Annotated in this window: 1 protein-coding gene and 1 pseudogene; one reads left to right on the top strand and one right to left on the bottom strand. The window is 73.5% G+C overall.

Going from position 1 to position 1,594, the window contains the following annotated elements:
- A partial coding sequence (locus B551_RS17875; RefSeq protein ID WP_023264693.1) for a DNA internalization-related competence protein ComEC/Rec2 occupies positions 1-1,381 on the top strand: 1,381 nt, incomplete at its 5' end.
- An 11-nt stretch (positions 1,382-1,392) separates the two neighbouring features.
- Here the strand turns inward: B551_RS17875 and B551_RS26920 are convergent.
- A pseudogene (locus tag B551_RS26920) lies at positions 1,393-1,594 on the bottom strand (transcriptional regulator); the annotation flags it as partial.

Here is a 1,594-nt window from a genome sequence, read left to right as displayed (position 1 = left end):
AACCGTGGCCGTGGCCGGCGGCGAGCCGTCGCGGCGCTCGGTCTGGCAGGCGCGCTGGCAAGGCCTGCGGCGGCATCTGGCCGAGTCGGTGCGCACGCAATGGGCCGTCACGATCGGACTGCTGCCGCCGACGCTGCTGTTGTTCCAGCAGGTGTCGGTGGTGTCGCCGCTGGCCAATGCGCTGGCGATTCCGCTCGTCGGCCTGTTGGTGACGCCGTTGGCGCTGGGCGCGGCGATGCTGGCGGCGTGGCCCGTGGACTGGCCGCTCGGCAGCGCCATCGCGCTGGTGGCCGCATGGCTGCTGACGCTGGCGCACCAGGCGATGGCATGGCTGGCGGCGGTGCTGGTGCGAGTGGCGGCGCCGCACTGGGCCGTCTGGCAGGCGGCGCGGCCCGATACCGTCGAACTCGCCTTCGCGCTGCTCGGCACGGCGGTGCTGCTGGCCCCCCGTGCCTTCGGCTGGGGCTGGCGCGTGCATGGCCTGGTGCTGCTGATCCCGATGCTGTCGAGCGGCCGCGCGCCGCTGCCGGCCGCCGCCTTCCGCGCGACGGCGCTCGATGTCGGGCAGGGCGCGGCGGTGCTGATCGAGACCCGCGGCCATCGGCTGCTGTACGACGCCGGGCCGGCGTATGGCGCGACCAGCAATCCGGCCGATTCGCCACAGCCCAGCGCCGGCGAGCGCGTGGTGGTGCCGTTCCTGCGCGCGGTTGGCATTCACTCGCTCGATGCGCTGGTGATCAGTCACGAGGACGCCGATCATGCCGGCGGCGCGCGCGACGTGATGGCGGCGCTGCCGGTCCGGCGCCTGTGGGCATCGCTGCCGCGTGGCCATCCGCTATGGCGGTTGCCGGCCGGGAGCGGGCCGGATGCCGGTGCGGTGTGTGCGGCCGGTATCGCGTGGCAATGGGACGGCGTGCGTTTCGAGCTGCTGCATCCGTTGCCGGGGCAGGGCGACGACGCGGCGATCGGCAGCAATGCGCGCAGCTGCGTGCTGCGGATCTCGAGCCCGTACGCCGCGATGCTGCTGACCGGCGATATCGACCGCGCCGCCGAACTGGCAATGGTCGCGCGCCTGCCATCCGATGCGCTGCGTGCCGACCTGCTGCTGGTGCCGCACCATGGCAGCCGCACCTCGTCCAGCGACGAATGGCTCGACGCGGTGCGGCCCGTTGCGGCGGTGTTCCAGCTTGGCTATCGCAACCGCTACCGGCATCCGCATGCGCAGGTATGGGCGCGCTATGGCCGCCGCGGGATCGCGCGCTATCGCAGCGATCGCACCGGCGCGGTCGAAGTCGTCGCGGATCGGCACGGCATCGCGATCGCGTCGTTCCGGCAGCAGGCGCGGCGCTACTGGCGGCCGGCCCCGGATGCGCCGGAATGAACGAGTACGGGTTACCGCTTGGCCGCGCGGCGGGCGGCCGGGCTCGCCGCACGCTTGGTCGCGGGCGTAGTCATTGGTTTCGACGCACCTTTTGCCGCCGGACCCGCGCTGCGGCGCGCCTTGCCGCGCGGCAGCGGCTCGATCGCATGGCTGGGCTCGGCGCTGGCGATGCGGCGCTCGCGCAGATGCGCCTTCGCGCGTTGCAAGCGGCCC

The organism is Cupriavidus sp. HPC(L) (assembly GCF_000307735.3).
GTDB lineage: Bacteria > Pseudomonadota > Gammaproteobacteria > Burkholderiales > Burkholderiaceae > Cupriavidus.
This window is presented reverse-complemented; position numbering and strand designations above follow the sequence as displayed.